At 64.7% G+C, this 9,325-nt stretch carries 8 protein-coding genes; 5 read left to right on the top strand and 3 right to left on the bottom strand.

Annotated elements, in window-relative coordinates:
- The 3 genes from HZA32_15895 to mnmA all read right to left on the bottom strand — a co-directional run.
- Window positions 1-372 (bottom strand): transposase (locus HZA32_15895; GenBank protein ID MBI5425561.1); only part of this gene is annotated, 372 nt, incomplete at its 3' end.
- 80 nt (window positions 373-452) lie between these two features.
- The gene (locus HZA32_15890) at window positions 453-917 is read right to left on the bottom strand and encodes a hypothetical protein (protein MBI5425560.1); all 465 of its coding nucleotides are present in this window, start codon (window positions 915-917) and stop codon (window positions 453-455) included.
- 157 nt (window positions 918-1,074) lie between these two features.
- Window positions 1,075-2,307, bottom strand: coding sequence for a tRNA 2-thiouridine(34) synthase MnmA (mnmA, locus tag HZA32_15885; GenBank protein ID MBI5425559.1), 1,233 nt, complete (start codon window positions 2,305-2,307; stop codon window positions 1,075-1,077).
- A 139-nt stretch (window positions 2,308-2,446) separates the two neighbouring features.
- Here mnmA and HZA32_15880 point away from each other — a divergent pair, with 139 nt between their 5' ends.
- From HZA32_15880 to HZA32_15860, 5 genes are all read left to right on the top strand, one after another.
- Window positions 2,447-3,376 carry an alkaline phosphatase family protein gene (locus tag HZA32_15880; GenBank protein ID MBI5425558.1) on the top strand — a complete coding sequence of 310 codons (930 nt, stop codon included), beginning with the start codon at window positions 2,447-2,449 and terminating at the stop codon, window positions 3,374-3,376.
- Window positions 3,377-3,379: 3 nt separating this feature from the next.
- Window positions 3,380-5,836, top strand: a complete 2,457-nt coding sequence (locus HZA32_15875) for a glycoside hydrolase family 1 (protein ID MBI5425557.1) — start codon at window positions 3,380-3,382, stop codon at window positions 5,834-5,836.
- Window positions 5,837-5,999: 163 nt separating this feature from the next.
- A complete protein-coding gene (gene gap, locus HZA32_15870; GenBank protein MBI5425556.1) occupies window positions 6,000-7,061 on the top strand; it encodes a type I glyceraldehyde-3-phosphate dehydrogenase in 1,062 nt (353 codons plus the stop codon).
- 89 nt (window positions 7,062-7,150) lie between these two features.
- Window positions 7,151-8,395, top strand: coding sequence for a phosphoglycerate kinase (pgk, locus tag HZA32_15865; protein MBI5425555.1), 1,245 nt, complete (start codon window positions 7,151-7,153; stop codon window positions 8,393-8,395).
- 66 nt (window positions 8,396-8,461) lie between these two features.
- Window positions 8,462-9,256: a triose-phosphate isomerase gene (locus tag HZA32_15860; protein MBI5425554.1), complete on the top strand. Its 795-nt coding sequence runs from the start codon at window positions 8,462-8,464 to the stop codon at window positions 9,254-9,256.
- Window positions 9,257-9,325 lie beyond the last annotated feature (69 nt).

Raw genomic sequence — 9,325 nt, 5'->3', positions numbered from 1 at the left:
GCGCTGGCCTTGTTCGCTGCGGTGCTTGATCGGGCTGAGCAACGCGGGATCGGCGCGGCCGAGCCGGGCGAGCATGCGGGCGTCCTCGGCGTCGTTCTTGGTGTGACTCGAGGAGATGGCGCGGAGCTTGCGGGCGTTGGCCACGATCACGCGGTGGCCCTGCTGTTCGAGTAGCCGCGAGACCCACGGCGAATGCGTGCCCGTCTCCATGATGATCGTCGCACCCGGATAACGCGCGGCGTAGGCACCGAGGCACTCGCGGGTGTTCGGGAGCACTTCCTCAGCGAGGATATCGCCGGCGGCGGAGAGGACGCACACGTGATGCCGGCGGTCCCCGAGATCCAATCCAATCGTCAGTTCGTTCGTGTTCATAAGGCGGAGAGTAGAACCGCGCGCGCCTCTACGGCGACGCGGACCTCTCACGCCTTCTCATTCCTACTGGTTCGGCCTTTTCACGTCATGGTAATCATCACCGGAAAGCTGGAGATCCCTAGAGCGATACAGCACGGTATCGCTGCGAGATCGATCCAGAGTCGCGAACGCACGAAAGCCGCGATGCTCAGGGGCAAGACCGCAACCCATCCAAGCGTGAGCGAAAGTCCAGGAATCAGGAGCGCTTGCATCGGCAGCATCGACAGCTGAACGCACGCGTAGAGAAGCAAAAATGTCGACGCCGGGAAACACGCGAGATGAGCCCAGACGAAGAGCGAACGAGCCTTCTTCTTCTCGATGCGCGTGCGCCGAACGACAAATAGTGCGACAACAAGCACCGCATATGTGGCTGGAAGAAGCACCGCCGAGAGCAATGTGGCTTCCTTGCTTGGACGCCAATAATTCTGCGCTACCATCGCGACGAATGTGACGATGGCAATGAAGGCCGCGCTAACTACGATTAGAAATACGGAAGAGCGTTTCATCTTTTGCCGAACAGTGTGAGTGTGCCGCAGTCGGAAGCTGCGCCGGACTTGGGGATATGGTGCGAGAAGTATCCGCAGGTCATTGTTACTCAAGCCCGCTGTTTTCGACTGCGGCTTTTTGCCGCTGCGGCGGGCAGAGCAGAATGCCGCACTCGCATCACACGAACACCCCTCCACCGAGCAACTCCTCGCCGCGGTAGAGCGCGAGGATTTGGCCGGAGGCGAGGGCGCGTTGCGGGGTGGAAAAGCGGAGCATGGCCGAGGTGGCCGCCAACGTCCCGGCGGCGCCGGTTTGGGGTAGGGCGGGACCGCCGGGCCCGCCGTTGTTCGATGCAGGTTCAAGTGACGTTCGCGGCGGGCCCAGCGGTCCCGCCCTACCTTCCGGAATGAACTCCACCGGCACGCGCGGGTCTCGGTAGCGCACGCGGCATTCGAGCGTCGTGGGCTCCGTGATCGGCTCGCCGATGAAACTGAGGCCATGCACGCGGCACTCATTGGTCCACAAGCCGGGCGCTTCGGGGCCGTCGAAGGCCACGAGCAGCGCGTGGTCGCTGGCGCGTTTGCCGACGACGACGTAGGCTTGGTGGTCGGTGTTCGATGGAATGCCGATGCCCTTGCGCTGGCCGATGGTGAAGTAGTGCAGCCCGCGGTGTTCACCGAGCACGTGTCCGTCCGTGGCGCGCACGATCGGGCCGGGTTGCTCGGGCACGTAGGCACGGAGGAAGTCCGCCATTTTCACTTCGCCGATGAAGCAGATGCCCTGGCTGTCTTTCTTCGTGGCCGTCGGCAGGCTGGCGCGCGCGGCGAGCGCACGGAGTTCGGGCTTGGGCAAATCGCCGATGGGGAAGCGCGCGAAGGCGAGTTGCTCCTGATTGAGCAAGGCGAGGAAGTAGGACTGGTCCTTGTTTTTGTCGCTCCCTTCGAGGAGCGCGTAGGTGGAACGCGTTGACCGCAACGCGTTCGGGGCGCTCTCGAGCGCGTTGGGGTCAACGCGCTCCTTCCGCCGCGCGTAGTGTCCGGTTGCGAGGCCTTGGAATCCCTCGGCGCGCGCATACGCGGCGAAGACGCCGAACTTCACGCGGCTGTTGCACATGACGTCGGGATTCGGCGTCAGGCCGCGCTGGTAGCCGTCGAGCAGGTAGTCGACCACGAGACGTCGGTAGTCCTGCATGAGGTTCACGACGCGGAACTCCAGCCCGAGGCGGTCGCACACGGCGCGCGCGTCGTCGATGTCCTGCATCCACGGGCAATGGCCGATGACATTGTCCTCGTTGATCCAGTTTTTCATGTAGGCGCACACGACGTCGTGCCCCTGTTCCTTGAGGAGCAGAGCGGCGACGGAGCTGTCGACTCCGCCGGAGAGGGCGACGAGGAGGCGTTCGCGGGCCATGTTTCTGCCAAGGGAAACCACGTTCGGACGCGAAGGAATCCAAAACTTCGGCGGCGGTTTCTCTCGGCGGCACGGAATCGTCACCCGTCCCGGCTTTCCCGCGCTCGACAGCGTGGACGGCGGGCCTAGCGTAGGCGGGATGAAACGATTCCTCGGGTTGGCGGTGATGGGCGTTGCGGTGCTGCTGGCACGCGCGGACGAGGCAAAGGAGAAACCCGCGCGGCCGATCGCGGCCATCGAGCGGGTGCTGATCATCAGCATCGACGGCCTCCGTCCCGACCGCCTCCTGCTCGCCAACACGCCGGTGATCCACGGCATGATCAAGAACGGCGCCTTCACGATGTGGGCGCAGACCACGGCGGTCTCCATCACCTTGCCGTCCCACACGAGCATGCTCACCGGCGTCGTGCCGCGGAAGCACGGCATCGAATGGAACGAGGATCTGCCGCTCCTGCACCCGATCTACCCGAAGGTCCCGACGGTTTTCGAACTCGCGCGCAAATGGAACTACACGACCGCGCTCATCAGCGGTAAGTCGAAGTTCCACACGCTCGCGAAGCCCGGCACGATCACCTACATGTGGATTCCCGAGGGCAAGGACATCGAGGACGACGCGCCCGTCGCCGACGCGGCCGTGAAGATCATCCGCGAACACAAGCCTGAGCTCACCTTCGTGCATTTCCCGGCCAACGACAAACGCGGCCACAAATACGGCTGGGGTTCCGCCGAGCAGATGGTTGCGATCGAGCAAGCCGACGCGTGCGTCGGTCGCGTGCTCGCTGCACTCGACGAAGCCGGCGTGCGCGAGCAGACGCTGATCATCCTCTCGGCCGACCACGGCGGCGCCGGCCTGACGCACGGCCCCGAGGATCCCCGCAGCCGCAACATCCCTTGGATCGCCAACGGCCCGACCATCAAGAAGGGCTTCGATCTCACGCAATCCATCGAACTCATGGTGCGCACCGAGGACACGTGCGCGACGGCATGTTACGTGCTCGGGCTCGGGCAGTTTCCGTATTTCGACGGCAAGCCCGTGCTCTACGCCTTCGACAATCCGCCGAAACCCTGACGCTTGAATCAGCCCGAACATCGCATCCTCCGCGCGTGGCTCACGTCCGCTTCGAGCGGCATCATCGAACTCGACGCGGATTGGACCGCGGAGCTGCTGCCCCTGCTGGCGCCGGGTGAAAAAGCCTTTCAGATCGCCTCGCTCGTGCCGGCTGTGCCGGAGGTCTATGCGGAGGAGGCGGGCTACTACGTCGATGCGGAGGGGCAACTGGTCTTCGTCCTCGATCCGGCCGAACACGCCGGCATCGATTTCGACCGCACCTCGCTCTACGTCGGCGGCGACTTCAACGGCTGGGGCGCGGCGATCGGCCGGCCCGAGTGGCAGCTGAAGAAATCCACGCTGCTCGGTCGCGACTTGTGGACGCTCGCGCTGCCCGTGGCCGATTTGCTGCGCGAGCCGCCGCTGCGCTTCAAGTTTGTCACCAGTGACGCGCGCTGGCTGTCGCTCTCGCCCGACGCGACGAATTCCTCCCGCGATGATGAAGGTCACGTCAACCGGTTGCTGCTGCCGCACCGCACGGGACGGAACCTCTTCGCCTTCACGACCAACGCGCCGCTCGAGCCGAGCCGCGCGTATTCGGTCGTGCACCTGCGCGATGGACAACAGTCGCCGAAGATTCGGCTGCGGCTCGGGAAGTTTTTCCACGCGCTGAAGAGCGATCTCCCGCTCGGCGCGCTGGTGCGGAAGAACGAGACGACGTTCCGGCTCTTCGCCCCGCGTGCGAAGACGGTGAAGGTCTCCGTGGCGGAGCAAGTCGACGCGCCCGGCGGCCCGCATGTCTACGATCTCGACAAGCGACTCGAGGACGGCGAGTGGCGCGGCGTTTGGGAGGCGCGGCTCGACCAGAACCTGCACGGCTGGTTCTACTGGTATAACGTCAGCGGTCCGCAGAACGTTTTCGGCAACTTCCACCCGAATCAGCGCATCCTCGATCCCTACGCGTTTGCCGCGGTGGGGCGTGACGGTCCGGGCATCGTGCTCGATCGCGCGTGGGTGGGGCAGGGCGATCGGAGCTTCCGCACGCCGGCCTGGCAGGACCTCGTCGCCGTCGAGGCGCACGTGCGCGATCTGACGGCGCACGCGCCCATCGAGGCCACAGCCGACGAGCGGCGTGGTTTCGCGGGACTGAAAAAGTGGGTCGAGAGCCCCGAGTTTTATTTGAAACGCCTCGGCGTGAACGCGGTCGAGCTGCAGCCGGTGCAGGAGCACGACAACGCGAAGCCCGACGAATACCAGTGGGGCTACATGACCACGAACTGGTTCGCGCCGGCCAGCGCCTTCGGCACCGCGCCCGAGCGCGCGACGCAGGTGAAGGAGTTCCAGGAACTCGTCGCGGCCTTCCACCGCCAGGGCATGGCCGTGATCCTCGACGTGGTCTACAACCACTCGGGCGAGCCGGCGCACCTGATGTTCATCGACAAGCTCTACCACTTCGAGCTCGGCGACGATGGCGCGCTCTTGAACTGGAGCGGCGTCGGCAACGACCTGCGCTGCCGCTCGGCGATGACGAAGCGTCTCATCATCGACAGCCTCGTGCATCTCATCGAGGCCTACGGCGTGGACGGCTTCCGTTTTGATTTGGCCGAGTTGATCGGTGTCGGCGTGCTGAGCGAAATCGAGGTTGCGCTCAAAAAAGTGAAGCCCGACGTCATCCTGTTCGCCGAGCCGTGGAGCTTCCGCGGACACATCGCCGACGCGTTGCGGCCGACCGGCTTCGCGTCGTGGAACGACGGCTATCGTAATTTCCTGCGCGACTACGTCCGGGCCAACGGCGCGGCGGACAAGCTCGAGTATTTCCTGAAAGGTTCGCCGTGGCACTTCGCCTATTGGCCGGCGCAGACGGTGAACTACACCGAGTCGCACGACGACCGCACCTGGCTCGACGAGATCACCGAGAACGGCGACAAGAACGGCTTCCGCCCGACGCTGAACGACGTGCGCCGCACGCACCTGATGGCGGCGATTCTGTTCTCATCGATCGGCATCCCGATGGTGTCGGCCGGGCAGGATTTTCTCCGCTCGAAGCACGGCGTGAACAACACCTACCTGCGCGGCGACCTCAACGCGCTCGATTACCGCCGCCTGCGCCGCTACGCCGGCACGCACGCGTATTTCGCGGAGTGGATCGCGTTCCGCCGGTCGCAGGCGGGACGTCACTTGCGGCTCTGGACGCGGCCGAGCGAGGGGTTCTTTCAGGCCTTTGCCGGTCCCGACGGCAGATCGCTCGCGCTCGTCTACAATGCCGACGGCAGTGCCGGCCCGCAGAAGCTGCTCTTCGCGGTCAACCCGCTACAGGAGGACGTCACGATCTCCATCGGCGACACCGTGGCCGCTCACGATTGGCGGCTGGTGGCTGATCACGCGCGTTTCTACGACCGCCGCACCGCGCCGCCGGGCACGGTCGCCGCGGAGCTGTTCGTGCCGGCGCTCGGGTGCGGACTCTGGACGTCCGGCGAATAGCCGGCGCGCGGGGGCGGGATTTGTCGCAGCGTAATTTCGCCAGCGCGGCGATTATGTCACTGCAAAGGTGCTAATGCCGCGCGCTGTGCGGGTATCTCACTTGCCAAAGCATTGGGGCATTAGTTGATTTGGTTCTCTTAACGTTCTTCAACCCATCCCTCTTATGGCAGTCAAAGTCGCTATCAATGGTTTCGGCCGTATCGGCCGCCTCGTGTTTCGCGCGCTCGTTGAGCAAGGCTTGCTCGGCACCGAGCTCGATGTCGTCGCCGTCGGCGATATCGTCCCGGCCGACAACCTCGCTTACCTGCTGAAGTATGACTCCACGCAGGGCAAGTTCCAGGGCACCGTCGGCTCGAAGAAGTCCGCCGCCGACAAGGCCGAGGACGACGTCCTCGTCGTGAACGGCAAGGAAATCGCCGTCGTCAGCGCCAAGACCCCGGCCGAGCTGCCGTGGAAGAAGTTCGGCGTCGACATCGTCATCGAGTCGACCGGCCTCTTCACCGAGTGCAAGAAGGACGACCCGAAGAGCGCCTACGGCCACATCGTCGCCGGCGCCAAGAAGGTCATCATCTCCGCTCCGGCGAAGAACGAAGACATCACGGTCGTCATGGGCGTGAACGACGACAAGCTCGACGTCACGAAGCACACCATGATTTCCAACGCCTCCTGCACCACGAACTGCCTCGCGCCGATCGTGCACGTGCTCCTCAAGGAAGGCTTCGGCGTCGAGGAAGGCCTCATGACGACCATCCACTCCTACACCGCGACCCAGAAGACGGTCGACGGTCCCTCCAAGAAGGACTGGAAGGGTGGCCGCTCCGCCGCGATCAACATCATCCCGTCCTCGACCGGCGCCGCCAAGGCCACCGCGCTCGTGCTGCCGGAAGTGAAGGGCAAGCTCACCGGCATGTCCTTCCGCGTGCCGACGCCGACCGTCTCGGTCGTCGACCTCACCGTCAAGACCACCAAGGCGACCTCCTACAAGGAAATCGCCGCGGCGATGAAGAAGGCCTCCGAGACCTACCTCAAGGGCGTGCTCGCCTACACCGAGGACGAGGTCGCCTCCTCCGACTTCATCCACGACAAGCACTCCTCGATCTTCGACGCCGGCTCCGGTATCGAGCTCAACCCGAAGTTCTTCAAGCTCGTCAGCTGGTATGACAACGAGTGGGGCTATTCCAACCGCGTCGTCGACCTGACGAAGCAGATCGCCGCCAAGCTCTAAATCTCAGCGTCGGGCTGATGGCCCGAACTCTCACGTTTCTCACGGAGGCGGGGCCATCAGCCCCGCCTTCATTTTTTCCCCTTACTTCCATGGCCAAATTCAAATCGATCCGTGATCTGCAACTCGCCGGCAAGCGCGTCCTCATGCGCGTGGACTTCAACGTCCCGCAGGACAAGGCCACCGGCGCCATCACCAACAACGCCCGCATCGTTGCGGCGCTGCCGACGATCAAGTTCGCGCTCGAGCAGGGCGCTTCGGTCGTCCTCATGTCGCACCTCGGCCGTCCCGATGGCCAGCGCATTGCCAAGTTCTCGCTCAAGCCCGTCGCGGTCGAGTTGGAGAAACTCCTCGGCAAGCCCGTGAAGTTCCTCGACGACTGCGTCGGCGCCACCGTCGAAGCCGCGTGCGCCAAGCTCGCGCCCGGCGAAGTCGTGCTGCTCGAGAACCTGCGCTTCCACATCGAGGAAGAGACGAAGGTGAAGCTCGAAGACGGCTCCAAGAAAGCCGCCGACAAGACCGCCATCGCCGCCTTCTGCGCCAGCCTCTCCAAGCTCGGCGACGTCTACGTCAACGACGCCTTCGGCACCGCCCACCGCGCGCACAGCTCGATGGTCGGCGTCGCCCTCAAGGACAAGGCGGCCGGTTTCCTCATGGAAGCCGAGCTCAAGGCCTTCAACAAGGTCCTCGATAATCCCGACCGCCCGCTGCTCGCCATCCTCGGCGGCGCGAAGATCGCGGACAAGATTCCCCTCATCAACAACCTCCTCGACAAGGCCAACAAGGTCATCATCGGCGGCGGCATGGCCTACACCTTCCTCCAGGTGAACCGCGGCATGAAGATCGGCGCGTCGCTCTTCGATCCCGAGGGCGCCAAGATCGTCGCCGAACTCGAAGCCAAGGCGAAGGCCAAGGGCGTGGAACTCATCTTCCCCGTCGACTTCATCTGCGCCGACAAGTTCGCCCCCGACGCAGCCACGCAACCGGCCACGCTCGAGAGCGGCATTCCCGACGGCTGGATGGGTCTCGATGCCGGCCCGAAGTCCATCGAACTCTACCGCCAGGCGATTCTCGCCTCGAAGACCATCGTCTGGAACGGCCCGTCCGGCGTGTTCGAGTTCGATGCCTTCGCCGGCTCCACCAAGGCGATGGCCGAAGCCATCATCGATGTCACGGCCAAGGGCGCCACGACGGTCGTCGGCGGCGGCGACACCGCCACCGCGGCGAAGAAATTCGGCGCGGCCAAGAAGGTCACGCACTGCTCCACCGGCGGCGGCGCCAGCCTCGAGTTTCTCGAAGGCAAGGTCCTCCCCGGCGTCGCGTTCCTCGAGGCGTAATTCTCCGCTTGTCCGAACCGGGCCAGCGCGGCACCGTCCTCGCTGGCCCATTCAATTTTCCGACCCATGTCCTCCCCGACCCAATCCCCGATTCAAATCCGCAAGAAGCTCATCGCCGGCAACTGGAAGATGAACAAAACCGCCGCCGACGGCGCCACGCTCACGAAGGAAATCGCCGAGCAGGTCGGTCGCGAGACCGCGGTCGACATCGTCGTGTGCCCGCCGTTCACCGCGTTGGAAAGCGTCCGCCACGCGCTTGAAGGTCAGGCGGTCAAGCTCGGCGCGCAGAACATGCACGCGGAGAAGAACGGTGCGTTCACGGGTGAGATCTCCGCCGAGATGCTCCGCGCGCACTACGTCACGCACGTGATCCTCGGCCACTCGGAGCGCCGCCAGTATTTCGGCGAAACTGACGCGTTGGTGAACAAGAAGGTCCTCGCCGCGCTCGCCAACGAGCTGCGCCCGATCCTCTGCGTCGGCGAAACCCTCGCCGAGCGCGAAGGCAACAAGACTCTCGAAGTCGTCAAGACGCAGACCGAGGCCGCTCTTGCGGGCGTGAAGCCCGAGCAGATCACGTCCGTCGTTATCGCCTACGAGCCCGTCTGGGCGATCGGCACCGGCAAGGTGGCCACGACCGCGCAGGCCCAGGAAGTCCACGCTTTCATCCGCAGCCTGCTCACCGGCCTCTACGGCGCGGCGCTGGCGGCGAAGGTCCGCATCCTCTACGGCGGTTCGATGAAGCCATCGAATGCCCCGGAGCTGCTCGCGCAACCCGACATCGATGGCGGGCTCATCGGCGGCGCCTCGCTCGAGGCGAAGTCGTTCGTCGAGCTCGTCAAAGCGGCGATGGCGGCTCAGTAAGCGACGCCGAGTGCCGCGTTCGCGCGCGGCACTGTTCTATTTGGCAGGGGCGAACGGCCTACGCGGGTC

This window comes from Opitutia bacterium (genome assembly GCA_016217545.1).
Taxonomy (GTDB): Bacteria; Verrucomicrobiota; Verrucomicrobiia; order Opitutales; family Opitutaceae; genus Didemnitutus.
Note: the sequence above shows the minus strand (reverse complement) of the source record. Positions and strands in the feature narration are given on the sequence as shown.

Coding starts and splice junctions, on each gene's coding strand:
- HZA32_15890 (MBI5425560.1), bottom strand. CDS start 917: ATGAAACGCTCTTCCGTATTTCTAATCGTAGTTAGCGCGGCCTTCATT.
- mnmA (MBI5425559.1), bottom strand. CDS start 2,307: ATGGCCCGCGAACGCCTCCTCGTCGCCCTCTCCGGCGGAGTCGACAGC.
- HZA32_15880 (MBI5425558.1), top strand. CDS start 2,447: ATGAAACGATTCCTCGGGTTGGCGGTGATGGGCGTTGCGGTGCTGCTG.
- gap (MBI5425556.1), top strand. CDS start 6,000: ATGGCAGTCAAAGTCGCTATCAATGGTTTCGGCCGTATCGGCCGCCTC.
- pgk (MBI5425555.1), top strand. CDS start 7,151: ATGGCCAAATTCAAATCGATCCGTGATCTGCAACTCGCCGGCAAGCGC.
- HZA32_15860 (MBI5425554.1), top strand. CDS start 8,462: ATGTCCTCCCCGACCCAATCCCCGATTCAAATCCGCAAGAAGCTCATC.